Source organism: Pseudomonas sp. D2002, from assembly GCF_013385735.1.
Lineage (GTDB): Bacteria > Pseudomonadota > Gammaproteobacteria > Pseudomonadales > Pseudomonadaceae > Aquipseudomonas.
The window spans coordinates 127,749-154,315 of sequence record NZ_JACAPL010000023.1 but is presented as its reverse complement, the minus strand read 5'-3'; the positions used below and the strand labels follow the sequence as shown (position 1 = coordinate 154,315).

The following is a 26,567-nucleotide window of genomic DNA, read 5'->3' as shown; positions in this document are numbered from 1 at the left end:
ACACCGCGGTCAATGTGGGAGCTGGCTTGCTGTGGCGAGGGAGCTTGCTCCCGCACGACAGCGCAGCTGGAGCCGGCTTTTTGGGGGCGCTTCGCACCCCAGCGCAAGCAAGCTTGCTCGCCACAGCAAGCCCGCTCCCACATTAGTTATGTATTACCAAGTCCAGATCAAGTAGGGCCGAGCCCAGGCACTTGCCATGCGCATCCAGCGCCAGCGAGCGGGTCACGCCGCCGCGCAGGATCCCCGGCAACACGAAGTTCAGCGCCTGCACGTTCGGCAATTCATAGCGCCGCACCGGCGCTGCGCCCGGCTCACGCAACCCGGCAAAGAACTCCGCCACGCGCTCAGCCGTCAATTGCTCGCACAGCAGCGGGTAATCCTCGGCGCGATAGGCAATGATCGAAATGTTCGAGGTGTCGCCCTTATCGCCGGTACGCGAGTGGGCCAGTGTGTGCAGTTTCATGCTTCGATCCTCGGGTTGACCGCGCTACGCGCCAGCAATAACGACGCTACCGCCACCACTTGCCGCACACTCTTGCTCGCACCGCCGCCGCCCGACGGGCCGTTGGTGTAGAGGGTTTCCACTTCATTGCCGACCCGCACCGCCTCGCTGCGCTCTTCACAGCGGGCGGCCACGCGCAGGCGCACTTCCCAGGGCTCGACGGTGCTGCGTGGGCCGTGCAGCGAGTCCATGCCGATCAACTCGGCGCGCACGTCCTGCATTTTTACGCCCATCAGTTCCAGGCGCTTGAGTACCACAGCACGCGCCAACTCTGCTCGTGCGACAGCGCCCGGGCCACCGTAGGACATTTGCCCTTCGCCGATCCAACCGTCCAGATAACCGACGCTGACTTTCAATTGCTCAGGCCGTGCGCGGCCCTCGGCACCGCTGGCGCGCACGCGATCAACGTCCTCCTCGACAAAACTCACGTGGGAAAAGTCGGCGGTTACGTCCGGCGTCAGGTAGGCCGCCGGATCGTGAACTTCATAGATCAACTGCTCTGTGCAGGTCGCACGGCTGACGCGCCCGCCCGTACCCGCGACCTTGGTGATCACAGCGTCGCCGTCAGCATTGACCTCGGCCAGCGGGAAGCCCAGGCGTGCCAAATCTTCTACGTCCTTGAACCCCGGATCGGCAAAATAGCCACCGCTGACCTGCCCCGCGCATTCCAGCAAATGCCCCACCAGAGTGCCGCGTCCCAGGCGCTGCCAGTCATCCGCCCCCCAACCGAACTCAAACATCTGCGGCGCCAGGAACAGCGACGGGTCGGCCACGCGCCCGGTAATCACTACATCGGCGTCGGCGCGCAAGCCATCAAGGATGCCGTCGACACCCAAATAGGCGTTCGCGGAAATCAGCCGCTCGCCCAGCGACGCCAGGGTCTGGCCGTTATCCAGCAATTGTTCGGGCTGCAACACATCCAGCACGTCATCGCCCACCACGGCCACCACCTTGAGGTTCAGCCCCAATTCAAGGGCAACCCGCCGTACTTCAATGGCCGCCGCCACCGGGTTGGCCGCGCCCATATTGGTGATGACCCGCAGACGCCGCCGCCCCTCATGCTGCCCGACAAAGGGCAATACGCGGCGCATGCGCTCACTCAGCAGCGGGTCGTAACCGCCCTGCGGATCGCTGATACGTGCTTGTTGCGCCAAGGCAATCGTGCGTTCAGCCAGGCATTCGAACACCAGGTAATCGAGGTCACCCTGTTCGGCCAACTCCACAGCAGGCTCGATACGGTCACCGGAATAGCCGGCGCCGGAACCGATGCGCAAGGTTTTCATCTCAAATCACTCCCAACAGCAACGCGGTCAGGGTCATCAACACCGACGCGGCAAACAGAAAAGGGATGGTGAAGCGCTGGTGGTCGGCCAGTTCGACCTTGCACAGGCCCACCAACAGAAAGGTCGCAGGGGTCAGCGGGCTGACTGGGAAGCCGGTGGTGTGCACGCCGAGCAACGAGGCCTGGGCCACTTGCAGCGGGTCGACGCCCAGGGCCTTGCCGACTTCGGCGATCACCGGCATCACGCCGAAATAGTAGGAATCGGGGTCGAACAGCAGGCTCAACGGCATGGAAATAAAGCCCACCACCGCCGGGATCAACTTGCCATGGCCCGCCGGAATCTGCGCCACCGCCACTTCGGCCATGGCCTTGAGCATGCCGGTGCCTTGCATGATGCCGGTGAACACCCCAGCGGCAAGCAGGATGCTGGCCATGGTCAGCGCAGTCTTGGCATGGGCGTCGATGCGCGCACGCTGGGCGTCGACGTTCGGGTAGTTGATGCACAGCGCCACCACGGTGCCGAGCATAAACATCACCACCGGATCGACCCAGCCGGCAATCATCACCACCATCACCAGTACGGTGAGAATCAGGTTGAGCCAGAACAGGCGTGGGCGACGCAGCAGGATGTCAGCGTCACTGAGCACGCGTTGCGGCACGGCATCCACCGTGGAACCCGCGCCCAGGCCCAGGCGTTTTTCTTCACGGTGACCCAACCACCAGGCACAGGCGAAAACAAACACCAGCCCGACGATCTGCACCGGGATCAGCGGCTGGAACAGGTCTGCCACCGGCACATGCAGCGCCGCCGAGGAGCGCAATACCGGGCCAGTCCAAGGCAGGAAGTTGACCCCGGCGGCCATTGCGCAGACGCAGGCGAGGATGCGTTTGTCGATGCCCAGCCGCGTGTACAACGGCAGCATCGCCGGCACCGTGACCAGGAACGTCACCGCGCCGGAGCCATCCAGGTGCACCAGCAACGCCAGGGTCGCGGTGCCGACGACAATGCGGGTAGGACGCGTGCCTACCGTGCGCAGGATGCGGTCGATGATCGGGTCGAGCATGCCGGCGTCGGTCATGATCCCGAAAAACAGAATCGCAAACACAAACATGCCCACCACAGGGGCGACGTTCTTGATGCCGGTGATGATGAAGGCGCTGGTTTGCAGGCCGAAACCGCCGAGCAGCGCGGCGATGATCGGCAGGGCGATCAGCGCCACCAGCGGCGACAGGCGTTTGCTCATGACGGCAGCGAGCAGGCACAGGATGGTAATGACACCCAGGGTAGCGAGCATGGATTACTCCAGAGCGGCCTTGGTGGCCGGTTATTGTTTTCCCTGGAGTATTGGAAGCGGGTTAGTCTTTGTAAATTGGAATATTCAGACGCCAGCGTTCGGAAAAACAAAATGAAGAATTCGATGCAGCATATTCAAGCGTTCCTCGCGGTGGCCCGCACCGGCAGTTTCACCAAGGCCGCCAACGAGTTGCACTTGTCACCGTCGGCCCTGACGGTGCAGGTGCAACAGCTTGAAGACTGGCTTGGTGTCGCCCTGCTCGACCGCAGCCCGCGCCACGTCAACCTCACCGCCGCCGGCCAGGACGCACGCGGCCCGATGGAAAAACTGCTGCTGGACCTGGACAACATTGTCACCGGCTCTCGCGACCTGGCTGCATTGCGTCGCGGCGTGGTGAGCATTGCCGCCCTGCCCTCGGTGTGCGCCGGCGCCCTACCCCCGGCGCTGCGCCTGTTTCGCGAGCGCTTTGCCGGCATCGAAGTGCGCTTGCATGACTTGGTGGCCCACCGCATTCATGCCGAGGTGCGCGAAGGCCTGGTGGACTTCGGCATCGGCGTGCGTGCCCGACTGAGCCACGGCCTGGAGTTTTTACCGGTGTTGAATGATCGATTGTGCGCATTCCTGCCGCTGGAGCATCCACTCGCCCACCATCGTCAACTGACCCTGGAGCAACTGGCGGAGCAGCCGATCATTCTGACCGGGCGCGACAGCAGCGTGCGCGAGCAAGTGGATGCGCTGTTTGATCAGACGCGGCTGACCATGAACGCGGGCATGCAAGCCAATTACATGTCGACGGTGTTGGCCTTGGTGCGCCAGGGGCTGGGCATCAGTGTGTTGCCGGAATCGGCGGCGGACAGCCTGGAAGGATTGAAGCGCATCAACATCGACCATCCCGGGGTGAACCGGGAGATCGGGTTGATCAGTCGCAGCGGCATGGGCTTGAGCCCGGCGGCGCAGCGTTGTTTCGAGCTGCTGAGTGACGAACTATCTGCCACAACATAAAGCTAAATGTGGGAGCGGGCTTGCTCGCGAAAGCGGTATGTCAGTCACTGATAATTCGACTGATCCACCGCTTTCGCGAGCAAGCCCGCTCCCACAGTTTGATCTGTGTTTAATCCAGCATCGGCACATGTTTTGGATGGCTGGCCACGCGCTTCAACCACGCCTGCACGGCCGGGTAAGGCGTGAGGTCAAAACCACCTTCATGGGCCACATGGGTGTAGGCATACAACGCGATGTCGGCAATCGAATATTGCTCGCCCACCAGGTACGGCGTGGCCTGCAGCTGACGTTCCATGACCCTCAAGGCCTTGTAGCCGCCTTTATGGGTGGTTTTGTATTCCTCCAGGCGATCTTCCGGCATGTTCAGGTAGAACTGGATAAACCGCGCTACCGCGATATATGGCTCATGGCTGTACTGCTCGAAAAACTGCCATTGCAGCACTTGCGTACGCAGGCGCGGCTCGCTCGGCAGGAACTCGCTGCCATCGGCAAGGAAGTTGAGGATCGCGTTGGATTCCCACAGGCAAGTGCCGTCTTCCAGCTCCAGCACCGGGATCTTGCCGTTGGGGTTCTTGGCCAGGAATTCGGCGGTCTGGGTGTCGCCGTTAAGGATGTCGACATCGATCCATTGATACGGGATGCCCAGCAGGCTGAGCATCAATTTGACCTTGTAGCAGTTGCCCGACTTGTAATCGCCATAAACCTTGTACATGGGGCTCCCCTTATGCCGCTTGCGCGAGCTGTGCTTGCCGAACCACCGCGGCCAGGCGTTTGAGACCTTCGTCCAGACGGGCCGGGTCGATATGGCTGAAATTGAGGCGCAACGAGCCGTGGTGCTGGTCGGGCTCGGAAAAGAACGGTTCACCGGGCATGAACGCGACGTCCTGATCTAACGCTTGCGCCAACAAGGTGCGGGTGTCGAGCGGCTGTTTCAAGGTCAGCCAGAAGAATAATCCACCCTGGGGCACTTGCCAGTCGGCCAGCTCGCCGAAATGGCGCGCCAATGCCGCCTGGAATGCATCGCGGCGCTCGCGGTAAAAGCTGCGTAGCTCGGTCAGATGCTGCTGGTATTTCTGCGTGCCGATCCACTGCATGGCCTGCCACTGGCCGATGCGGTTGGTGTGCAGGTCTGCCGATTGCTTGAGCTTGAGCAAGTGCGGGAACAGATCCGGGCTGGCAATCAGGTAGCCGACGCGCAAGCCCGGCAGCAGGGTCTTTGAGACCGTGCCGGTGTAGATCCAGCTGGCTTTTTTCAGGCGCCCGGCGATGGGCTGCGCACTGCCGCCGTCGAAGGTCAGTTCGCGGTAGGGTTCGTCTTCGATCAATGTCACGCCGAACTCATCGAGCAAAGCCGCGACGGCCGCGCGCTTGGCTTCGCTGTAGCGCACGGCCGAGGGGTTCTGGAAGGTCGGGATCAGGTAGATGAACGCCGGGCGATGGTGTTCGAGGCTGGCGCGCAAGGTGGTCAGGTTCGGGCCGTCGGCTTCCAGTTGCACGGTCAGGCAGTCGGCGCCAAACAGTTGGAAGATCTGCAATGCCGCCAGGTAAGTCGGGCCTTCCAGCAGGACTTTGGTGCCTTTGTCGATATACAGCTTGGCCGCCAGGTCCAGGGTTTGCTGGGAGCCGCTGACCACCAGCACCTGGCTGGCCTGGCACGGTACGCCCAACGCGCGGGCCTCGGCGGCCAGCAGTTCACGCAACTGTGGCTCGCCTTCGCTCATGCCGTATTGGCCGATGTTAAGCGGCATGCCCTCCCAGTTCAGCGCGGGCAGCATGGCTTCGGCCGGCAGGCCACCGGCGAACGACATCACTTCCGGGCGCTGGGCCGCCGCGAGGATTTCACGGATCAAGGAGCTTTTGAGGCGCGTAACACGTTCAGAGAAGGCCATAAGGTCACCGGTAGCGAAGCCTGTGGGAAATACGTCAAACTGGTTGACCGAAATTACGACGACTTGAGTAGATACGTCAATATGCTTGACCTTAAAAACCAGAGCAGCCAGCAACAAGCCATGGAAGCCTTCTTCTTCGGCTATCAGGCCTTCACCGCCAAGGCCGATGAAATGCTTGAGCGCCGTGGGCTGAGCCGGGTGCACCAGCGCATCGTGTTTTTTATCGCGCGCTACCCTGCCTTGAGCGTGAAGGAACTGCTGGAGTTGCTCGGCGTGAGCAAGCAGGCGCTGAACATTCCGCTGCGGCAATTGCAGGAAATGCACTTGGTCGAAAGCATCGCGTCCAAGACCGACAAACGTAAGCGCCTGCTGGAGCTGAGCGAAGAAGGCCAGCGTTTCGAGCAGTCACTGCGCCGCGAGCAAGTGAAACTGCTGCAACGGGCGTTCAGCGAAGCCGGCGAAGAAGCGGTGACAGGCTGGCTGGCGGTGAACCAGGCGCTGGCCGGGCAGCCTTGACCTCTTTGTTGTGCTGAGTTGTTGTGGCAGGCGGGCTTGCCACAACATCCACACTCACCTTTCATCCACTTTCGCCCACACAATCGAAAACATTATTTGCTTTATTTGTATACAAAAGCATAATTCGCTTCGTGCGAGTTCCTGACCTATTGGTCAACAAAACCCGCCAGTACCTCAAAGCGCTGATGCCCACCTGTGTGACCGGCGCTGGAAATAACAATAAAACTCTTGAGGAGTACTCGCTGTGGAAAGCCGCAAATCCGAAGCCCCTACGCTGGATCTATCCCCGCCAAGCCTCACCACCGCAAAACACGGCTGGCTGGAACGCCTGTTCAAACTGAGCGCGCATGGCACCACAGTGAAGACCGAGCTGATCGCCGGCCTCACGACCTTTATCACCATGGCCTACATCATCTTCGTCAACCCCAACATAATGGCCGACGCCGGCATCGACCACGGTGCGGCGTTTGTCGCCACGTGCATTGCCGCTGCGCTGGGCTGCCTGTTGATGGGCCTGTATGCCAACTGGCCTGTAGGCCTGGCGCCGGGCATGGGCCTGAACGCGTTTTTCACCTACACCGTGGTCGGCACTATGGGCTATCACTGGGAAACGGCGCTGGGTGCGGTGTTCATCTCCGGCGTGTTGTTCATGGGCCTGACCTTGTCGCGGGTGCGTGAATGGCTGCTCAACAGCATCCCGGTGAGCCTGCGTCATGCCATGGGCGCCGGTGTCGGTTTGTTCCTCGGGGTGATCGGCCTGAAAACCGCCGGCATCATCGTCGACAGCCCGGCCACGCTGATCAAACTCGGTTCCCTGCACGAGCCCGCGCCCCTGCTGGCGGCGGTGTGCTTTTTGCTGATCGCGATCCTCAGCTACCACCGCGTATTCGGCGCGATCCTTATCAGCATCATCGCCGTGACCCTGGCCGGCTGGGGTTTGGACCTGGTGCACTACAACGGCATTCTCTCCACCCCACCGAGCCTGGCCCCGACGTGGATGGCCATGGACATAAAAGGTGTATTCAATGTCAGCATGATAAGCGTGGTATTTGCGTTTCTTTTTGTGCACATGTTTGATACCGCCGGTACACTGATGGGCGTTGCCCAGCGCGCCGGGCTGGTGGACGCTGACGGCAAGATCCATAACCTGTCGCGTGCATTGAAGGCCGACAGTGCGTCGAGCGTGTTCGGTGCGATGGTCGGTGTACCGCCCGTGACCAGCTATGTGGAAAGTGCTGCCGGTGTGGCCGCTGGCGGTCGCACCGGGTTGACCGCGGTGACCGTGGGCGTGCTGTTTGTGGCCGCGATGTTTTTTGCACCGCTGGCCGGCATGATTCCGGCATACGCCACTGCGGGGGCGCTGATTTACGTGGCAATGCTGATGATGGCGAGCATGGCCCACATCAACTGGGATGAAGCCACCGACAGCATTCCGGCGATTGTTACCGCGATCATGATGCCGCTGACGTTCTCGGTCGCCGACGGTATCGCCCTGGGCTTTATCACCTATGTGGCGCTCAAGGCCGGCACCGGCAAGTACCGCGAAATTTCCATCAGCCTGTGGGTGCTGTGTGTGATTTTTATCGCGAAATTCATATTTCTATAACAAGGAGCAAATGATGAACCTGGATACCTGGCTGCTGTTCAGTGGTGCTGCATTGATCGTGATCCTGATTCCGGGGCCTCTGTCACTGCTGATGATCAGCAACAGCCTTAACTACGGCTTGCGCCGCTCGTACCCGGCGTTTCTGGGCGGGGTGTTTGCGTCGATCTGCTTGTTGAGTGCTTCGGCCCTGGGTCTGGGTGCATTGTTGCTGGCCTCGGAACAGCTGTTCAGTGCCTTGAAAATCGTCGGCGCGGCCTACCTGTTCTACCTCGCCTGGCAGAGCTGGCAGCAATCGCGCCAACCGAGCCAGGGCGCGGTGGTGCCGGCGGCTGCGGCGACGCCACGGTTTCGTACACTGTTTGGCCGGGCTTTTGTGTTGGGCGCCAGCAACCCCAAGGACATCCTGTTCTTTGCCGCCTTCCTGCCGCAGTTTCTCAATAGCCAGCAGCCGTTCCTGCCACAGCTGCTGGTGATGATCGCCACCTGGACCGTGCTTGACCTGTTGTGCAAACTGACTTACGGCCTGGGCGCCCATGGCGCTGCCCGGTATCTGCGCAGCGGCAAGGGCCAGAGCTGGTTCAACCGGGTCAGCGCCACATTGTTTGGCGGCGCCGGCATTATCTCGTTGATCAAGGTCAGGGGTTCACTTTGACGAAATAGACGGTTGGATTGAGCATTCCCTTAACGGGCCATTGGATGCCAGCGCAAATCCGCTCCAAGCGCCGTTCTCGCATCGCGCTGCTGACGCCTGCAAGCGTCGAAGTGCCGTGTGCGTTGATGGCTTCCGTAATCCACTTATCCGTCAGCTTCGTTCTGAACATTAATCGTCCCGTCTCAACCCATTCGTATGACACGTAGTACAGCTTGTTGGAGCGCGGATGAGAAAGAATCGACTCTTGATTGAGCCCCCTGGTACGCGCCACTGATACGTCCTGGACGATAAAGCCCTGCCGCTCCAGTACCTCCCTGGCCGCGGCGCGTAGCGCAGCCAACCGCTGCTGCCTGAGCCAGACCTTGTCTGGCACGACACCGAATTTCAGACGCGGGTCTAATGCAAAAGGCGGTATAAAGTCGACGCGCATGAAGCCAGGCGCCTTGCCCTCATAACCGATGTATAAAAATGGCTTGCGCCTGTCATTAGGGCGCAACATCCTCAGCAAATCATCGGTCTGGCCAGGCCTTGCGGGGGCCGGGGGCAACCAATCGTCAAAGGTCGCACGCAGAGCGAGCAGATGACCGGCCGTTGCAGGGGCGGACGGGCCTGTCAATTCAATCATCCTTGCGACTGCAAATTCTCGGCTTTTAGGTGTCAGGGTGGGGAAGGCCGTGCCCACATAGTCCGTCAACGACCTATCGAACAGGGGTTCGTGAATCCGCCATGTGCCAGCCGGATTGCGTGACACAGGAATAGGCTGTTCATGAAGTGCCGTGCTTGCCCAACGCTCAATGTCAGTCCTGGCCAAGGACAGCGGCTCATTCTTGTGAATAAACACGATTTGGTTGAGCGGGGCCTGATCACCCTGGGGCAGCAACCTGTAATAACCACTCTGCGGATCCGGAGGGGCCACCCGCAGGGCATTGAAGGACAGTGCTCCGGGGTCCGAGGCAATACGAAATATCCCGGGTGCCGCAGCGTTGGGTGACGCGGTCCCTTGAAGCGAAATGCGCCAATGTAACCAATGGCTGTTCGACGCGGATGACTGAAGGATTCTGTTTTGCGTAGCCGTGCGCACAGCGGGAGGTCGCCAGTCCGATGGCTGGTCCAGCACGCTCCACGGACGAAGCAAATCCGGCATGGGTTGAGGCGCGTCCGCACCGAGTAACCACTCCCTGGATTGGTGAATGTTCAAGATCAGTTCTTCCGGCGCTTCGACTTGCGGGTTTCTCAGGCGTAGACCCCATTCATTCTCGCGCTGATACACCGGGTAAACCTCATCCCCCTCGACCAGTAACCGCTGGCCATTCTTCACATACCGCCCCTTGCCTCCCGGCCCCTGCAACTCAATGGCGCCCTCCAAACCACCCGATGATCTGAAGCGTTCCAGCAGATTAAGGGGTCTGCTCGGCGCCACTTTCAGCCCTGCACGCGCAAAGCCTTGATGACGATGCACGGGAGCCAGGGACGCCCGAGCAGCGCTGGCGCCCTTGGGGCCTGGGGCAAAAGTCAGCAGCACATCGACAAAGGAAAGCACCGTCAAAAACGCCACATCCACCGCGTCATGGGCAGAGCCGCTGAAATGATAGCGCCGCGCGGCGAGCAGCATTTCATAGAGGCTGGCACCGATGCCCAGCACCGGGACAAACGACAGTAACCCCCGAATCGTTGCGTCATACTGCTCGCCCAAACGCTGTTCGCGGTACTCCTGCAACGCCTGGGCGGACTGGGATTGCGCTTGAGTACGGCGTTGCAGGTCGAACACCTGGGCATGGGCCAGCAACGCCATTGCATTGCCGCCGGAGGTGGGCACAGCGGCCAACCAGGCTTGGGGCAGCAGCGCAATCTGCTCCTTGATCTGGGCCTCGACGCTGTCTTGGGCGACTGCCGGCACCTTATGACGGACCGTGAAAAACTCGGCGACCCAGCTCACCACGCGCTCCATCGCTACGATGCCCAGCCGCCCCGAAAAACGCCGCCTGGGGCTCACCCCGTGGTCTTCACCGGGGTAATGGTCAAGCGCCTCGGACTCCCAGCCGGGCGCCACCTGGCGCGCCAGCACTTTCAGGTTATCGGGTAATGCGCCCAGTCGGTTCAAGGCGCGCTCGGCCTCGACCAGGCTGGCGTACCCGACAATCACCCGGCTTGCCAGTGCCGTAGGCCAATACACCACACACAGCCCCGAAAGTTTGTCATGAATCAACAGCACCCCGGCAATGTGGCGATCCTGCTCCAGGGTCACGCCCACCAGGCGCAGCACCGCCAGTTGCACATCGAACCCGTCGGCCTGCAAGTCACCGGCCGAGCGCGCGGCCATAGCAAAGGTAAACAGGCGCTGGGCCGCGTCGCTCAGGCCTTCTTGCACCGCCGAATACAGCTGCATCTCGGCGCGTTGCTGCAAGGCCCGATAGACCAGCGCCTGGGACAGGCCGGTGGACGCACCTGAAGTGGATACCGGCGGGTAAAAAGCCCGCTGAATGTGCTTGTCGTACTCGCCCCCCACATCCAGCGACGCGATCATTTTGATCAGGTAAGCCACGCTCAAACGGTCTTTCCAGTGCGGGTCCAGCCAGCGCGCGCGGTTCAAGCGCCAGCGCGTCCAGGGCGCCTTGGGGTCGAGGTTGTGCAGCGCCAATTGCAGCAGGCTGAAGGTCGTACGCTGGGGGCTGACCACCATTTTCACGTCGCGATCGCCCACCGCACACTGGCTCGACCAGCCACACAGCTGGGAACTCACATCATCAGGCAAATCGAGCAAGGGTTTGTCAATATCCAGCTGCGGGTAAAACCCGTCTTCGCTCAATCGTGCAATAAGGGCGTCGCGGGCGAAGGCCTCAAGGTCCGGCAAGTCTTGCCATAGTTTGTTTTCCACCGCCCAGGCGTTCGCCAGATAACGGCGTGACAACTGCTTGTAGTGTTTGCGCTGGCCCGTCGAGGCGATGCCGAGCCACGCAGGCAGCTTTTTCGCCTGCCTGGCCGCCTCCTGCAGCAGGTTGACGTTGGCCAGGGCCAGTGTTCGCGCATCATTGGCGGGTATTTGCAGGCACTCGAACAACTCTTGAGCCAGCAGCATGGCGCTTAACTGCGGGTCACTCACCTCACTGAACAGCCTTTCGCCCTGGTCGACACGTTTTTGCAGCGCTTGGTAATGCTGCAACAGATTGAGGAACAGGTCCTTGAGTACATTGCGCTCGATCAGCGTGTAGCTCACCAGGGGCGTGCCCTTGGGCAGCGCGCTGATCGCAGCCCGCAGCTGCGCACGCTGGTGACGCCCGATGCAGCGCCACAGCATGAACCCGTCGCGACTTTTCAGGCTGGCCTGCAGGCCATCGGCAAAGGCGTCCAGGCTGTCGAAAGGCACCAGCCCGCCTTGCTGCCCCATCACGTATAACACCACCGGGTGCCGGCCGGCCGGTTGAGCCCGAGCCGCGTTGGTTGTCACCAACACCGCGCCGAGCAATGGGTACAAGGAAGCCGCCTCGCCGCCCACCGCGACCTGCAACACACAGGTATCCGTAGGTTGCTGACCCGGCACCCACGACTCACTCAGCGCCGCATTCACCAGTTGCAGATGCGCGGGGGTTATCAGGTTCAAGCGCTGTTGCATCTGGGCCTCGTAGAGCAGTGCCCGACGCTGCGCGCCCCCCAACAATGAGCCACGACTGAGCGCCCCCTTGGGTTTTTCCAGCCAGAACGCCTTTTGCAACAGGCGCTCGTGCGGGCCATGCGCCCACTTGCGCGCCGTCTCCACCTGTTCCTGCCATTGGCGCTCAAGGTCTAAAACCTCTTGGAAGGCCGCGCTGTCGTTGGCAATGTCCGTCGCATCCAGCAAGGCGACAAGGCCTTTTTCATAGCGTTTGAGCAGCGCTTCGCGAGTGTTCAACCCAAGCCCCGACGCCAGGCTGCCGAACGCAATTTCGCCAGCCCGACGCCGCTGGTCCCACTCCAGCAAGGTGTTCAGGGTGCTGCCCAACCGGGCAAACCCCACCAGGCGCGAGCGGCCCTTTTGGATGTACTTGAGTAACCGTTTTACATCCGGCGCGGCTGACTGGCCCGCCCCTTGAATGCCGACCGCCGCGGGGTTGATCGACAATGCACACGCCAACTCGTTATCCCACTGCGCCTCCAGTAACTCGGTGGCGCTGGCGAGCAACGCATCCTCTTGATGCGGGCCAATGAGTTGAAGGGTAAACGCGCTCGGCGTAGCGCTTGGCGTGTCACACAGTTCATGCCAGCGGCGCAGCGGCAGGCACTGCCACAAAACGCGGCTCAGGGGGCCGTTGACCAACACCGGCAGGTCGCATTGCAGTCGGTGCCAGGAGCTGAACTCGTAAAACTCACGCGAAAGGCCCGGCAGGTAAATCACATGGGGCGTATCCCCCACCACGCCCTCACGGTAAATATGCAAGGCCCCCGGGATCGGCACCAGTGCCTGGTTCGTGCCGGGCCACGCGACCCTGCTCACCTGAATGCACGCCCATTCCCCACCGGCCCGCCGTCGTGCGTCAGCACCCGGCAACTCCATCAACTGGCGCAGCATGGCAAAGCCGTTGTCGGAAAGCTGGTACACCTGATGCGCGAGCAGCGCATTCTCGGCGAACACTGACTTGCGCAATTGCGCCCAGTGTTGCTTGCGGGTCAGCCAGGAGCCTTGCGCCAGTTGCTGCCAATACGCGCGCATGGCGGCGTCAAGCCGACCAAGCAACGCCAGGCCATTGATCCGCTCCAGTGCTTCACGGGCGGTAAACGGCAATGGGCGGGAAGGATCGTCCTTAACGCTCAACGCCGTGAACTGGTTAATGTTGAGCGGCACGTAGGGCTGGATGAGCAAGCCCAATGCACGCTCGGTCAGGCTGTCGATCCGTTGGGTGAGAGCCGGTGGCCGAGGTTCGCTGAACAGCACGGTGTCCGGGTCCAGGCCAAAGGCTTCGCGTAACGCGCCGCGCAAAATCCCCAGCACTCTGGGCGCACGCCCGATCAGGCCACTGAGCGCCTTTGCTGCTTTGCTGCCCCGCGTCTGGGCTTCGTACAGGCGATTGATTTCAGCACTGGGCTGCATGACGGCGTTGAGCCGGCGGGTCAACAGCACACGAATGGCCGCGTCGCGATCCGCGCTCGAGGTGTTCGGATCATCGAAATCAAGTGTGTCGGCCCAGGCGGCTTCAGCGGCCAACCCAGCGGTGGTGTCGGTACTCATGGCGGACTCTTCCGTAGCGAAAGAGCCGAGCCTAGGCACCCCGACCGTGAAGGGTGCGTTACATAGTTGGGCGGCCTGTCGCCACGCAACAGGCGAAAAAAAGCCCGCAGTGTGGGCGGGCGAAAAACCAACGAAGAGCTTTGGGGGTGTGAAGCGAGGTGACGACTCAGCTACCGCGATAAGTGGAGTAGCTGTAAGGCGAAATCAGTAGCGGGACATGGTAGTGATCCTGCTCGGCGCTGATGCCGAAGCGCAGTACCACGACGTCGAGAAACGCAGGTTCCGGCAGTTGCACACCACGGGCGCGGTAGTAATCACCGGCGCTGAATTGCAGCTGGTAAACGCCGCTGCGGTAGTCGTCGCCTTGCAGCAACGGCGCGTCGCAGCGGCCGTCGCTATTGGTGGTGGCGGTGGCAACCAGTTCCAGCTGGGCACCTTCGACGCGGTACAGTTCAACCGTGATTGCGCTGCCGGGGCAGCCATGTGCGGCGTCCAAAACGTGTGTGGTCAAGCGTCCCATGGCGTCTGCGCGCCTCCCGAAGTCAGTAGATAAGAAGACCGCACTTTTTCAGGGCATCAAAAAAGCCGGCGATGGCTGATTAAGACACTTTTTAAAAAAATTGTACACAATAAAAATCACAAACCTTTTGATCACCCCAGCCACGTTAACTGCCGAGGCGTTTATCAGGTAATCCTTGCTTTTTAACGACCTTTTGTCCTTTAGCTGACCAGGTAGGCAAGTTTCTTGCTAAGTCTTATTCCCAGGGTTCTGCAGAAAAAATGCAGAAATGTAGGCTTACAAAGTTGGCGATAAGTTGTATACAATCACTCATCGCTGTGACGCCACCCAGTCTTTTCACTGCCCGGCCGCCACACACACCGCTACCACGAACAAGAAGGAAGACTGCAGTGAGCGCTGACTACCCACGCGACCTGATCGGTTACGGCAGTAACCCTCCTCACCCCCACTGGCCGGGCAAGGCACGCATCGCGCTGTCTTTCGTACTCAACTACGAAGAAGGCGGTGAGCGCAATATCTTGCACGGCGACAAAGAGTCCGAAGCCTTCCTGTCGGAAATGGTCTCGGCCCAGCCGCTGCAAGGCGAGCGCAACATGAGCATGGAGTCGCTGTACGAATACGGCAGCCGTGCCGGTGTATGGCGCATCCTCAGGCTGTTTAAAGAGTTCGACATTCCGCTGACCATCTTCGCCGTGGCCATGGCCGCGCAGCGCCACCCGAATGTGATCCGTGCGATGGTCGCTGCCGGCCATGAGATCTGCAGCCACGGCTACCGCTGGATCGACTACCAGTACATGGACGAGGCCCAGGAGCGCGAGCACATGCTCGAAGCCATCCGCATCCTCACCGAGCTGACCGGCGAACGCCCACTGGGCTGGTACACCGGGCGCACCGGCCCCAACACCCGCCGACTGGTGATGGAGGAAGGTGGCTTCCTCTACGACTGCGACACCTACGACGACGACCTGCCCTACTGGGAACCCAACAACCCCACCGGCAAGCCGCACCTGGTGATCCCGTACACCCTGGACACCAACGACATGCGCTTCACCCAGGTGCAGGGTTTCAACAAGGGCGATGACTTTTTCGAATACCTCAAGGACGCCTTCGACGTGCTGTATGCCGAAGGTGCCGAAGCACCGAAGATGCTCTCGATCGGCCTGCATTGCCGCCTGATCGGCCGCCCGGCGCGCCTCGCCGCCCTGAAGCGTTTTATCGAATACGCCAAGGGCCATGAACAAGTCTGGTTCACCCGCCGCGTCGACATTGCCCGTCACTGGCACGAAACCCACCCGTACACGGGAGCGGCGAAATGACTGCGTTCCACACCTTGAAACCCTCGACCCTGAGCCGCGATGCGTTTGTCGCAGCTTTCGCCGACATCTACGAACATTCGCCATGGGTGGCCGAAAAGGCCTTCGACCTGGGCCAGGACAGCTCGATTGATGAGATCGAAACCCTGCACCAGCGCATGAGCGACATCCTGTTGAGCGCTGATCACGCCAGCCAGCTGGCACTGATCAATGCTCACCCGGACCTGGCGGGCAAAGCTGCCGTCCAGGGCCAACTCACCCAAGCCAGCACCGATGAGCAAGCTGGCGCGGGGATTCACCAATGCTCGAGCGAGGAGTTTTCTCGCTTCACCGAGCTGAACGATGCCTACAAGGCCAAGTTCAAGTTTCCCTTCATCATGGCGGTAAAAGGCAGCAACCGGCATCAGATTCTCGCCGCGTTTGAAACGCGCATTCACAACTCGGTAGACGCCGAGTTCAAATGTGCCCTGGCCGAGATCAACAAAATCGCGTTGTTCCGTTTACTGACTCTTTAAGCAGACCTGGCCCGAGCGATTCATGAACGCCCAGGGCCTGGCGAGCATCCCAAGCCACTCTATCTAAGGCAGACAAGAAGAATGAAAGCTTACGCCGTACCTTTCGAGAAGTTCGTCAACCTGGCCGACGCGCGTCTGGGCACCAAGATCCTTTCGGTGACCGATGACTGGTTCGCTGACGCCAACCGCCTGTTCCAGCCGACCCCGGCCGTGTGGAAGGAGGGCGTTTTCGATGACAACGGCAAGTGGATGGACGGCTGGGAATCGCGCCGCAAGCGCTTCGAAGGCTACGACAGTGCGGTGATCCGCCTGGGCGTACCGGGCTCGATCAAAGGCGTGGACATCGACACTTCATTCTTCACCGGCAACTACCCGCCGTCGGCCTCCCTGGAAGCCTGCTTCCTGGCCTCGGGCGACCCTGATGAAAACACCCAATGGGTGGAAGTGCTGTCGGCCGTCGAGCTGCAAGGCAACAGCCACCACTACCACGAGATCAGCAACGACAAGGCGTTCAGCCACCTGCGCTTCAACATCTACCCGGATGGCGGCGTGGCCCGCTTGCGTGTGTACGGCGTGCCGTTCCGCGACTGGTCCTCGGTGGGTGACAACGAGCAGGTCGACCTGGCTGCAGCCTTGAACGGCGGTCGCGCCCTGGCCTGTTCCGATGAACACTTCGGCCGCATGAGCAATATCCTCAACCCAGGCCGTGGCATCAACATGGGCGACGGCTGGGAAACCGCACGTCGTCGCACGCCGGGCAATGACTGGGTGATCGTCGCGCTGGGCCACCCCGGCGAGATCGAGAAAATCATCGTCGACACCCTGCACTTCAAAGGCAACTACCCGGACACTTGCTCGATCCAGGGCGCGTTCGTGAAGGGCGGCACCGACAGCCAGATCGAAACCCAATCGCTGTTCTGGCGCGAACTGCTGCCGGCACAGAAACTGGAAATGCACGCCGAACATACGTTTGCCGAGCAGATCAAGGCGCTGGGGCCGATTACCCATATCCGCTTGAATGTGTTCCCGGATGGTGGTGTGAGCCGTTTGCGCGTTCTCGGTAAGGTCGCGAAATAACACCCGATCGTTCCCACGCTCCGCGTGGGAATTCATACCGTGACGCTCTGCGTCACAAGAGCGGACGCAGAGCGTCCAGGGCGGCGTTCCCACGCAGAGCGTGGGAACGATCCACAGAACTCGGATAAGAGACAGCCATGCGCACACTGATGATCGAACCCCTGACCAAAGAAGCCTTCGCCCCTTTCGGAGACGTCATCGAAACCGATGGCAGCGATCACTTCATGATCAACAACGGGTCGACCATGCGCTTTCACAAGCTGGCAACGGTAGAAACCGCACAGCCTGAAGACAACGCGATCATCAGCATCTTCCGCGCCGACGCGCTGGCTATGCCGCTGACCGTGTGCATGCTGGAGAGACACCCGCTGGGCAGCCAGGCCTTCATACCGCTGCTCGGCAACCCCTTTCTGATCGTGGTCGCGCCACTTGGCGATGCACCTGTATCGGGCTTGGTCCGCGCCTTCGTTACCAACGGCAGGCAGGGCATTAATTACCATCGCGGCGTCTGGCACCACCCGGTGCTGACGATCGAAAAGCGGGATGACTTCCTGGTGGTTGATCGCAGTGGCACAGGCAATAACTGCGATGAGCATTTTTTCAAAGAGGATGAGCGGTTGATCCTCGCCCCCCACCAATAAGAGAAGGTCTGATCACCCGACAACAAGGGTGACAGGCGAGAGGTAAAGACTGTGGAAGCACATTTGATGGAATGGCTGAACCTGAGCGTGCGCTGGGTTCACATGATCACTGGCGTCGCCTGGATCGGCGCTTCGTTCTACTTCGTCTGGCTGGAAAACAACCTCAATCGCGTCAACCCCAAGGACGGCCTGGCCGGTGACTTGTGGGCGATCCACGGTGGCGGTATCTACCACCTGGAAAAATACAAACTGGCCCCACCGACCATGCCGGACAACCTGCACTGGTTCAAATGGGAAGCCTATTTCACCTGGATGTCAGGCATCGCGCTGCTGTGCGTGGTGTTCTACGCCAACCCGACCTTGTACCTGCTGGCCCCAGGCAGCAGCCTCAGTGGCCCCGAAGGCGTACTGCTGGGCCTCGGCTCACTGTTCGTCGGCTGGTTCATCTACTCCTTCCTCTGCGACTCGGCCCTGGGCAAACGCCCTGCCCTGCTCGGTTTGATCCTGTTCGTGCTGTTGATTGCCGCCGCGTACGGCTTCAGCAAAGTGTTCAGCGGCCGTGGCGCCTACCTGCACGTGGGTGCGGTGATCGGCACCATCATGGTCGGTAACGTATTCCGCATCATCATGCCGGCGCAGCGTGCGCTGGTGGCGGCGATCGCCGAGAACCGCACGCCGGACCCGGCCCTGCCGGCCAAGGGGTTGCTGCGCTCACGGCACAACAACTACTTCACCTTGCCGGTGCTGTTCATCATGATCAGCAACCACTTCCCGAGCACCTACGGCAGCCAATACAACTGGCTGATCCTGGCCGGGATCGCGGTGGCGGCGGTGTTGGTGCGTCACTACTTCAACACCCGTCACAACAGCCAGAAGTATGCGTGGACCTTGCCGGTGGGCGCGTTGGCGATGATTTGCCTGGCCTACGTGACCGGCCCGAAACCCGTGGCGACTGCACCGGACGTGGCCAAGGCACCGGCGGCCATCGAGTACCAGCCGTTGCCGGAAACCGCGCTGGGTGGTGGCCTCAAACCCGCCGCGCCAGCCGCCCCGGCAGCACCTGCTGCGGCACCTGCGCCCGCCCAGGCGTCGATTGATTTCGACAAGGTGCACGGAGTGATCCAGGAACGCTGCGCCGTGTGCCATTCGGCCAAGCCCACCAGCCCGCTGTTCAGCACCGCGCCGGCCGGCGTGATGTTCGACACCCCGGCGCAGATCCAGCAGCAGGCCGCGCGCATTCAAGCGCAGGCCGTGGCCAGCCAGATCATGCCGCTGGGCAACATCACCCAGATGACCCAGCAGGAGCGGGATTTGATTGGCACCTGGATCAATCAGGGAGCGCGCACCAACTGACAGCCTGATGCAAATCCAAATGTGTGAAGGGCTTGTGTGGGAGCTGGCTTGCCTGCGATCGCATCACCTCGGTAGACCTGATTCACCGAGGTGCTTGCATCGCAGGCAAGCCAGCTCCCACACAGGCCAGCTCCCACATTTGAGATCAGCGTTGCTCTGATGATTGCGTTTCAAATGGCAATTGAATGCCAAACAACACAAAAATAAAAAGATCCGAGGTGTTGCATGTCCCAGTTAGAACCGCAGACTCCTGCCGTGCCCGCGATGGTGCGGCTGCCCCTCTTGCAACTGATTCTGGTAGGCCTGCAACACGTCTTGCTGATGTACGGCGGCGCCGTCGCGGTGCCCCTGATTATTGGCCAGGCCGCGGGCCTCGGCCGTGAAGAAATCGCCTTTCTGATCAACGCCGACCTGCTGGTGGCGGGCATCGCCACCATGGTGCAGTCGTTCGGCATCGGCCCGGTGGGCATTCGCATGCCGGTGATGATGGGCGCCAGTTTCGCCGCCGTCGGCAGCATGGTCGCCATGGCCGGCATGCCCGGTATCGGCTTGCAGGGCATCTTTGGTGCGACGATCGCCGCCGGTTTCTTCGGCCTGCTGATCGCGCCGTTCATGTCCAAGGTCGTGCGCTTTTTCCCACCCTTGGTCACCGGCACCGTCATCACCGCCATCGGCCTGTCGCTGTTTCCGGTGGCCGTGAACTGGGCGGGAGGCGGCAGTGCTGCCGCCACCTTTGGCTCGCCGGTTTACCTGGCGATTGCCGCGTTGGTACTGGGCACCATCCTGCTGATCAACCGCTTCATGCGCGGCTTCTGGGTGAATATCTCGGTGCTGATCGGCATGGCCCTCGGCTACGGCTTGTGCGGCATGCTCGGCATGGTCGACCTCAGCGGCCTGGCCCAGGCGCCGTGGGTGCAGGTGGTGACGCCGCTGCACTTTGGCATGCCCAAATTCGAGTTGGCGCCCATCCTGTCGATGTGCCTGGTGGTCGTCATTATCTTCGTCGAGTCCACCGGCATGTTCCTCGCGCTGGGCAAGATCACCGGCCAGGAGGTCACGCCAAAGATGCTGCGCCGTGGCTTGCTGTGTGATGCCGGCGCGTCGTTTTTTGCCGGTTTCTTCAACACCTTTACCCATTCCTCGTTCGCGCAAAATATCGGCCTGGTGCAGATGACCGGCGTGCGCTGCCGTTCGGTGACGATCATGGCCGGCGCGTTTTTGATTGTGCTCAGCCTGCTGCCCAAAGCCGCCTTCCTGGTGGCGTCGATTCCACCGGCGGTGCTTGGCGGTGCAGCGATTGCCATGTTCGGCATGGTCGCGGCCACTGGCATCAAGATCCTCCAGGAAGCCGACATCGCCGACCGCCGCAACCAGTTGCTGGTGGCGGTGAGCATCGGCATGGGCCTGATCCCGGTGGTGCGTCCGGAGTTCTTCGCGCAACTGCCGCTATGGATGAGCCCGATTACCCACAGCGGGATCGCCATGGCCACCCTCAGCGCGTTGTCGCTGAATGTACTGTTCAACATCCTCGGCGGGGCTGAACGACCCGTCGTCGCCTCTACACACTGATGCGTTCCTGCTCTTAACAAAAATAATAACGAACAGGTAAACCCCTCATGCACACCATTGACCTGGGGCAGGCCACAAGCCGCGCCCCATTCTTGCCCCACGCGCTCTCTAACAGCGCACTTGAGCCAAGGCCTGAGAGCCAGTATTCTCCGCGCCCGCTCGAATCGACTCAAAAAAAAACAGCGAATGTAAAAGCTGACTGCAGGGCCAACTTATCCTGGCCCCGTGTCTGCGGCCAACGTGCACTAAAGAACCTGCGCAATCGACTGCATCAAGTGCAGACGAAGGCGTTTTATTGGCTTTTTAAACACCTTGGCGCAGCTCTTGCTAAAAGCATTAAAGCTGACCAAACAGACGATTTTTGCAGCGAACCAAAAGGCGCCACACCAGAGCGCCTGCGTAGAAAAACAACCATAAAACTTTGACTCGGGAGCAACCGAATGAAACCTATGTTGAAAGGCCTGATGCTGGCGGGATCGCTGCTGGCCGGTGGCCAAGCCATGGCCGGCGACTTGTTGCAGTGGCAGAACAACAGCCTGACTTACCTGTGGGGCAAGAACTTCACCGTCAACCCGCAGATTCAGCAAACCGTCACCTTCGAACATGCCGACGCCTGGAAGTACGGCGACAACTTCCTGTTCGTCGACCGCATCTTTTACAACGGCAAGGAAGACGGCAACGTCGGCCCAAGTACTTACTACGGCGAGTTCAGCCCGCGCCTGTCGTTCGGCAAGATTTTCGACAAAGACCTGTCATTCGGCCCAATCAAAGATGTGTTGCTGGCGTTCACTTACGAGTTCGGCGAAGGCGATAACGAGTCGTACTTGCTGGGCCCGGGCTTTGACTTGAACATCCCCGGTTTCGACTACTTCCAGTTGAACTTCTACCAACGCCAGACCGAAGGCAATCGGCCGGGTGACGGCGTCTGGCAGATCACCCCGGTCTGGTCGTACACCATCCCGGTGGGCAACTCCAACGTGTTGATCGACGGTTTCATGGACTGGGTGGTGGACAACGACAAGAACGCCCGTGGCACTTATCACGCCAACCTGCACTTCAACCCGCAGGTTAAATATGACCTGGGCAAGGCGCTGCACTGGAGCGAAAAACAGTTGTACGTGGGTTTTGAATACGACTACTGGAAGAACAAGTACGGGATCGAAGATTCCGGCGCGTTCAAAACTAACCAGGACACCGCGAGCTTCCTGGTCAAGTACCATTTCTAAATAACACTGCAAAACAAATGTGGGAGCGGGCTTGCTCGCGAAGGCGGTGTGTCAGTCACTGAATCTGCTGACTGATCCACCGCCTTCGCGAGCAAGCCCGCTCCCACATTTAGTTCACCGTAAGCCCGAGGAATTTGGACAATTCCTCACGCTTGGCCAACGCATCCTTCCTGCCCAACTCAATCAACTCGCTGCAATACCCCGCCTCGAACAGCAGGTAACTCAGCACCCCTGCCCCACTGGTCTTGGTCGCTCCCGGCCCACGCAGGAACAGGCGCAACGCCGCCGGTAACTCCTGGCGATGGCGCGCGGCGATCTCGTCGATCGGCTGGCTCGGCGCAATCACCAATACCTCCACCGGCGCCAACCCCTGTATCGCCGCGTCCGCCGGCAAGACATGACTGAACTGGTTCAAACGCTCAAGCAATTCGATATCACTTTCCAGGCTGTCAATAAACGTGCTGTTGAGCATGTGCCCACCAATCTGCGCCAGGGTCGGTTCCTGGCCGGTGTACGTGCGTTGCGTCGCAGGTTCATTGCCGCGTGGGTTGCCGCTTACGCCCACCACCAGCACGCGGCTGGCGCCCAGGTGCAACGCCGGGCTGATCGGCGCGGACTGGCGCACTGCGCCATCGCCGAAGTATTCCTGGTCGAGCTTGACCGGCGCGAACAGCAAGGGAATGGCCGAACTGGCCAGCAGATGCTCAACCGTCAGTTGGGTCGGCATGCCGATGCGCCGATGGCGCAGCCAGGCATTGATGGTGCCGCCGCCCTGATAGAAGGTCACCGCTTGCCCGGACTCATAACCGAAGGCCGTGACCGCGACGGCATGCAGGTGGTTGTTGCGGATGGCCGCGTCGATCCCGTCCAGGTGCAGTTTGTCTTTGAGCAGCGCGCGCAGCGGCGTGCTGTCGAGCAACGCCACCGGCACCGGCGCGCCCAGGCCGAGCAGGCTGTGGATCAGGAAACGACTGGCCTGGCGGATCACGCCAGGCCAGTCGCTGCGCAACACCAGGTGGCTGCGAAAGCCCTGCCAGAACGCCGTCAGACGCTCGATGGCGGCTTTGAAATCAGTCGCCCCGCTGGCCAGGCTCACCGCATTGATCGCCCCTGCCGACGTGCCGACGATCACCGGAAAAGGGTTCGGCGCCCCCGCTGGCAGCAACTCGGCAATCGCCGCCAAAACGCCCACCTGATACGCCGCTCGCGCCCCGCCGCCGGAAAGAATCAAGCCTGTGACCGGTTCAGCTGGGCGCATTGCATCACTCCATGTGGCGAACAGTAGGTGTTATCGACGGCGTTTTTCGTACAGCTTAGGCTCACCCGGCGGCCGGCTCTTGAAGCGCCGGTGGGTCCACAGGTATTGCTCGGGGCATTCACGTACGGAGGCTTCGACCCACTGGTTGATGCGCAGGCAGTCGATCTCATCGGTTTCGCCGGGGAAGTCGGTCAACGGCGGGTGGATCACCAGGCGGTAACCACTGCCGTCAGCCAGGCGTTCCTGGGTGAACGGCACCACCAGCGCCTTGCCCAGGCGTGCGAACTTGCTGGTGGCGGTGACGGTGGCGGCCTGAATGCCGAACAGCGGCACGAAGACGCTTTGCTTGGCGCCGTAGTCCTGGTCCGGCGCATACCAGATGGCACGGCCGGCGCGCAGCAGCTTGAGCATGCCGCGCACGTCTTCGCGCTCGATGGCCAGGGAGTCAAGGTTGTGCCGCTCGCGGCCACGGCGCTGGATGAAGTCGAACAGCGGGTTGCCGTGCTCGCGGTACATGCCATCGATGGTGTGTTTTTGGCCGAGCAACGCCGCGCCGATTTCCAGGGTGGTGAAATGCAGGGCCATGAGGATCACGCCCTTGCCATCCAACTGCGCCTGCTTGAGGTGCTCAAGCCCTTCGACATGCGCCAGGCGCGCCAGGCGCGGGCGCGACCACCACCAGCTCATGGCCATTTCAAAGAAGGCGATGCCGGTGGAGGCGAAGTTTTCCTTGAGCAGCCTCTTGCGCTCCTTGGCGGATTTTTCCGGGAAGCACAGTTCCAGGTTGCGTGCGGCGATGCGGCGACGTTCGCCGGCCACGCGGTACATGCCCGCGCCTAATAAGCGACCAATGGTCAATAGCGCGCGGTACGGCAACTGAGTGATCAGCCACAGCAGGCCGAGTCCCAGCCATAGCAGCCAAAAACGCGGGTGAAAAAATACAGCTCGAAAACGCGGGCGATCCATTACAGATTCCGGTAAAGACAGGGCCGCGCATTCTACAACGTTCGACTCGGCTTGCGGCCCGTGGATGTTCTCGTTATAAGTCTCGACACTTTTCGTGACAAGCCGCTTTTGCCGACCATGAGCCAAACCGAACCGCTAGACCAAGATCCCGTGTTCCAGCTGAAAGGCAGCATGCTCGCCATCACCGTGCTGGAACTGGCCCGCAATGACCTCGACGCCCTGGACCGCCAACTGGCCGCCAAGGTCGCCCTGGCGCCTAACTTTTTCAACAATGCCCCGCTGGTGCTGGCCCTGGACAAACTCCCGGCCGGCCAGGGCGCGATTGATTTGCCTGGCCTGATGCGCGTCTGCCGCTCGCATGGTTTACGCACCCTGGCGATTCGCGCCAGCCGTATCGAAGACATTGCTGCGGCAATCGCCATTGAGTTGCCAGTATTGCCACCGTCCGGTGCCCGCGAGCGTCCGCTCGACCCGACCGAAGGTGAAGTGAAGAAAAAACCGGAAAAACCACCCGAGCCGACGATCAAGCCCACAAAGATCATCACCTCTCCCGTACGCGGCGGGCAGCAGATTTACGCCCAGGGCGGCGACCTGGTGGTGATCGCCCCGGTCAGCCCCGGTGCGGAACTTCTCGCCGATGGCAATATCCATGTATACGGCCCGATGCGCGGACGTGCCCTCGCCGGCATCAAGGGTGATACCAAGGCGCGTATTTTTTGCCAGCAGTTGACCGCTGAGCTAGTGTCCATCGCAGGCCAGTACAAGGTTTCAGAAGATTTGCGCCGTGATCCACTGTGGGGGGCCGGGGTACAAGTCAGCCTGTCGGGCGATGTGTTGAACATCATCCGTCTTTAACGGATACTGCCGCATTTTCCAAGCATCTCTAGACTCTGATAGCAAAGCGAAACCGGCAAGACTTGCGTAGGAATAATTGGAAGTTGGCGTTTCCCCATGGAAACCACATCTTTTTCCTACAAAGGCTGTCCGCCTGCGGCGAGTTCCAAGAGATGTTTTTCAGGGACTGAAAAGTCCTTTTTCCTTAGGGGTGAAACACCTTGGCCAAGATTCTCGTGGTTACATCCGGCAAGGGTGGTGTGGGTAAGACCACCACCAGCGCCGCTATCGGTACCGGCCTCGCTCTGCGCGGCCACAAGACAGTTATCGTCGACTTCGACGTCGGTTTGCGTAACCTCGACCTGATCATGGGCTGCGAACGCCGCGTGGTGTACGACTTCGTCAACGTGGTGAACGGCGAAGCCAACCTGCAACAGGCCCTGATCAAGGACAAGCGTCTTGAGAACCTGTATGTACTGGCCGCCAGCCAGACCCGCGACAAAGACGCGCTGACCAAAGAAGGCGTGGGCAAAGTTCTCGCTGAGCTGAAAGAAACCTTCGAATACGTGGTGTGCGACTCCCCGGCCGGTATCGAAACCGGTGCTCACCTGGCGATGTACTTCGCCGATGAAGCCATCGTGGTGACCAACCCTGAAGTGTCCTCGGTACGTGACTCGGACCGCATGCTCGGCCTGTTGGCCAGCAAGTCCCAGCGCGCCGAAAAAGGTGAAGACCCGATCAAGGAGCACTTGCTGCTCACCCGTTACAACCCGGAGCGCGTCAGCAATGGCGAAATGCTCGGTGTTGAAGACGTGAAGGAAATCCTCGCAGTGACCCTGCTGGGCGTGATTCCAGAATCCCAGGCGGTCCTCAAGGCTTCCAACCAAGGTGTTCCGGTGATTCTTGACGACCAGAGCGACGCCGGCCAGGCGTACAGCGATGCGGTTGATCGCTTGCTGGGCAAGACCGTGGAACATCGCTTCCTCGATGTTAAGAAGAAGGGATTCTTCGAGCGTATCTTTGGAGGCAACTAAACAATGAAATTTCTCGACTTCTTTCGCGCCAACAAAAAGCCAAGTACCGCGTCGGTAGCGAAAGAGCGTCTACAGATCATCGTGGCGCACGAACGCGGCCAACGCAGCACCCCGGACTACCTGCCAGCCTTGCAGAAGGAACTGGTCGAGGTGATCCGCAAGTACGTCAATATCGGCAACGATGACGTGCATGTCGCCCTTGAAAACGACGGCAGCTGCTCGATTCTGGAACTCAATATCACCCTGCCTGATCGTTAATCGAAAAGGCGGCTGCCACGGCGGCTCGGTCACCTTGATCCCTTTTTGGGATCCGGGTG

General features: G+C 60.7%; 24 protein-coding genes. 15 read left to right on the top strand and 9 right to left on the bottom strand.

Features of this window, described 5'->3' with window-relative positions:
* Positions 1-142: 142 nt before the first annotated feature.
* From HX783_RS28160 to HX783_RS28150, 3 genes are read right to left on the bottom strand one after another with little or no spacing between them, the layout of a single operon-like run.
* On the bottom strand, positions 143-463 hold the full coding sequence (locus HX783_RS28160) for a hypothetical protein (protein ID WP_177019040.1): 321 nt from the start codon (positions 461-463) through the stop codon (positions 143-145).
* Positions 460-1,785 (bottom strand): acyclic terpene utilization AtuA family protein, encoded by a 1,326-nt coding sequence (locus HX783_RS28155; RefSeq protein ID WP_177019039.1) that lies wholly within the window; start codon positions 1,783-1,785, stop codon positions 460-462. Before HX783_RS28155 ends, HX783_RS28160 begins: the two co-directional genes overlap by 4 nt.
* 1 nt (position 1,786) lies before the next feature.
* The gene (locus tag HX783_RS28150) at positions 1,787-3,079 is read right to left on the bottom strand and encodes a CitMHS family transporter (protein WP_159958498.1); all 1,293 of its coding nucleotides are present in this window, start codon (positions 3,077-3,079) and stop codon (positions 1,787-1,789) included.
* A 111-nt stretch (positions 3,080-3,190) separates the two neighbouring features.
* Here HX783_RS28150 and HX783_RS28145 point away from each other — a divergent pair, with 111 nt between their 5' ends.
* Positions 3,191-4,081, top strand: a complete 891-nt coding sequence (locus tag HX783_RS28145; protein WP_177019038.1) for a LysR family transcriptional regulator — start codon at positions 3,191-3,193, stop codon at positions 4,079-4,081.
* Between the two features lie 109 nt (positions 4,082-4,190).
* Here HX783_RS28145 and HX783_RS28140 read toward each other — a convergent pair whose 3' ends face one another.
* Together HX783_RS28140 and HX783_RS28135 are read right to left on the bottom strand one after the other, a co-directional pair.
* The gene (locus tag HX783_RS28140; protein ID WP_159958500.1) at positions 4,191-4,793 is read right to left on the bottom strand and encodes a glutathione S-transferase family protein; all 603 of its coding nucleotides are present in this window, start codon (positions 4,791-4,793) and stop codon (positions 4,191-4,193) included.
* 10 nt (positions 4,794-4,803) lie between these two features.
* Positions 4,804-5,970: a PLP-dependent aminotransferase family protein gene (locus tag HX783_RS28135; RefSeq protein WP_177019037.1), complete on the bottom strand. Its 1,167-nt coding sequence runs from the start codon at positions 5,968-5,970 to the stop codon at positions 4,804-4,806.
* An 81-nt stretch (positions 5,971-6,051) separates the two neighbouring features.
* Here HX783_RS28135 and HX783_RS28130 point away from each other — a divergent pair, with 81 nt between their 5' ends.
* From HX783_RS28130 to HX783_RS28120, 3 genes are all read left to right on the top strand, one after another.
* Positions 6,052-6,486, top strand: coding sequence for a MarR family winged helix-turn-helix transcriptional regulator (locus HX783_RS28130; RefSeq protein WP_177019036.1), 435 nt, complete (start codon positions 6,052-6,054; stop codon positions 6,484-6,486).
* Positions 6,487-6,730: 244 nt separating this feature from the next.
* Positions 6,731-8,092 carry an NCS2 family permease gene (locus tag HX783_RS28125; RefSeq protein ID WP_177019035.1) on the top strand — a complete coding sequence of 454 codons (1,362 nt, stop codon included), beginning with the start codon at positions 6,731-6,733 and terminating at the stop codon, positions 8,090-8,092.
* 13 nt (positions 8,093-8,105) lie between these two features.
* Entirely contained in the window at positions 8,106-8,744 is a 639-nt protein-coding gene (locus HX783_RS28120) for a LysE family translocator (RefSeq protein WP_177019034.1), read from the top strand.
* On the opposite strand, the gene HX783_RS28115 is transcribed toward HX783_RS28120, so the two are convergent.
* A complete protein-coding gene (locus HX783_RS28115) occupies positions 8,728-13,944 on the bottom strand; it encodes a dermonecrotic toxin domain-containing protein (RefSeq protein ID WP_177019033.1) in 5,217 nt (1,738 codons plus the stop codon). The genes HX783_RS28120 and HX783_RS28115 overlap by 17 nt on opposite strands.
* Positions 13,945-14,110: 166 nt before the next feature.
* Positions 14,111-14,464, bottom strand: coding sequence for a hydroxyisourate hydrolase (gene uraH / locus HX783_RS28110; RefSeq protein ID WP_159958511.1), 354 nt, complete (start codon positions 14,462-14,464; stop codon positions 14,111-14,113).
* 389 nt (positions 14,465-14,853) lie between these two features.
* On the opposite strand from uraH, the gene puuE reads away from it, so the two are divergent.
* From puuE to HX783_RS28070, 8 genes are all read left to right on the top strand, one after another.
* Positions 14,854-15,780, top strand: coding sequence for an allantoinase PuuE (puuE, locus tag HX783_RS28105; RefSeq protein ID WP_094951456.1), 927 nt, complete (start codon positions 14,854-14,856; stop codon positions 15,778-15,780).
* Positions 15,777-16,292, top strand: coding sequence for a 2-oxo-4-hydroxy-4-carboxy-5-ureidoimidazoline decarboxylase (uraD, locus tag HX783_RS28100; protein ID WP_159958515.1), 516 nt, complete (start codon positions 15,777-15,779; stop codon positions 16,290-16,292). Before puuE ends, uraD begins: the two co-directional genes overlap by 4 nt.
* Before the next feature lie 81 nt (positions 16,293-16,373).
* A complete protein-coding gene (gene alc, locus HX783_RS28095) occupies positions 16,374-17,369 on the top strand; it encodes an allantoicase (protein ID WP_177019032.1) in 996 nt (331 codons plus the stop codon).
* Between the two features lie 137 nt (positions 17,370-17,506).
* Positions 17,507-18,010, top strand: a complete 504-nt coding sequence (locus HX783_RS28090; RefSeq protein WP_159958519.1) for an ureidoglycolate lyase — start codon at positions 17,507-17,509, stop codon at positions 18,008-18,010.
* Positions 18,011-18,061: 51 nt separating this feature from the next.
* The gene (locus HX783_RS28085) at positions 18,062-19,363 is read left to right on the top strand and encodes a urate hydroxylase PuuD (RefSeq protein WP_159958521.1); all 1,302 of its coding nucleotides are present in this window, start codon (positions 18,062-18,064) and stop codon (positions 19,361-19,363) included.
* Positions 19,364-19,588: 225 nt separating this feature from the next.
* Positions 19,589-20,932, top strand: a complete 1,344-nt coding sequence (locus HX783_RS28080; RefSeq protein WP_159958523.1) for a nucleobase:cation symporter-2 family protein — start codon at positions 19,589-19,591, stop codon at positions 20,930-20,932.
* Positions 20,933-20,979: 47 nt separating this feature from the next.
* Positions 20,980-21,357: a hypothetical protein gene (locus HX783_RS28075; protein WP_177019031.1), complete on the top strand. Its 378-nt coding sequence runs from the start codon at positions 20,980-20,982 to the stop codon at positions 21,355-21,357.
* 15 nt (positions 21,358-21,372) lie between these two features.
* The gene (locus HX783_RS28070) at positions 21,373-22,158 is read left to right on the top strand and encodes an outer membrane protein OmpK (RefSeq protein WP_159958525.1); all 786 of its coding nucleotides are present in this window, start codon (positions 21,373-21,375) and stop codon (positions 22,156-22,158) included.
* Positions 22,159-22,267: 109 nt separating this feature from the next.
* Here the strand turns inward: HX783_RS28070 and HX783_RS28065 are convergent, their stop codons facing one another.
* Both HX783_RS28065 and HX783_RS28060 read right to left on the bottom strand, forming a co-directional pair.
* The gene (locus tag HX783_RS28065) at positions 22,268-23,416 is read right to left on the bottom strand and encodes a patatin-like phospholipase family protein (protein WP_177019030.1); all 1,149 of its coding nucleotides are present in this window, start codon (positions 23,414-23,416) and stop codon (positions 22,268-22,270) included.
* Positions 23,417-23,446: 30 nt separating this feature from the next.
* The gene (locus HX783_RS28060; protein WP_177019029.1) at positions 23,447-24,382 is read right to left on the bottom strand and encodes a lipid A biosynthesis lauroyl acyltransferase; all 936 of its coding nucleotides are present in this window, start codon (positions 24,380-24,382) and stop codon (positions 23,447-23,449) included.
* A gap of 117 nt (positions 24,383-24,499) precedes the next feature.
* On the opposite strand from HX783_RS28060, the gene minC reads away from it, so the two are divergent.
* The 3 genes from minC (at position 24,500) to minE (ending at position 26,508) form a co-directional block, all read left to right on the top strand.
* Positions 24,500-25,237 (top strand): septum site-determining protein MinC, encoded by a 738-nt coding sequence (minC, locus tag HX783_RS28055; protein ID WP_159958530.1) that lies wholly within the window; start codon positions 24,500-24,502, stop codon positions 25,235-25,237.
* A 200-nt stretch (positions 25,238-25,437) separates the two neighbouring features.
* A complete protein-coding gene (gene minD, locus HX783_RS28050) occupies positions 25,438-26,250 on the top strand; it encodes a septum site-determining protein MinD (RefSeq protein ID WP_003209098.1) in 813 nt (270 codons plus the stop codon).
* A 3-nt stretch (positions 26,251-26,253) separates the two neighbouring features.
* Positions 26,254-26,508, top strand: a complete 255-nt coding sequence (gene minE, locus HX783_RS28045) for a cell division topological specificity factor MinE (protein WP_003175252.1) — start codon at positions 26,254-26,256, stop codon at positions 26,506-26,508.
* Positions 26,509-26,567: the final 59 nt, after the last annotated feature.